The sequence below is a fragment of the Brevibacterium sp. LAARM3_SD1 genome (genome assembly GCF_057364765.1).
This window is the reverse complement of the sequence record NZ_JBNFOL010000076.1, coordinates 1-356: the sequence shown is the minus strand read 5'-3', so window position 1 is coordinate 356 and position 356 is coordinate 1. Positions and strand designations below refer to the sequence as shown.

The following is a 356-nucleotide window of genomic DNA, read 5'->3' as shown; positions in this document are numbered from 1 at the left end:
GGTGTCCCAACCCTTGTGGAGGGGGCCGTCTAAGGTGGGACTGGTGATTGGGACTAAGTCGTAACAAGGTAGCCGTACCGGAAGGTGCGGCTGGATCACCTCCTTTCTAAGGAGCACACATAAGAACCCCAACGAACCAGCCGCGCGTGTTGGTGTTGGGAGCTCAAGGGTGGAACATCACTTCTTCCGTTCATATCTTCCAGCGTTGTCCGGTGACTGCCGTGTCGATGTTGGTTGTTGTATGGGCTAGAACGAACACGTTATTGGGTCCTGGAATCACAAACCCCAACCGATTGGTTGGGTGTGGTTTCAACCAACAGGACCAACCCCGGTACCGACTGGCAGCTGTGTGTTGT

1 rRNA gene is annotated in these 356 nt (G+C 54.8%); it reads left to right on the top strand.

The window, feature by feature from the left end:
- Positions 1-106, top strand: a 16S ribosomal RNA gene (locus AC2W7L_RS18505); the annotation flags it as partial.
- Positions 107-356 lie beyond the last annotated feature (250 nt).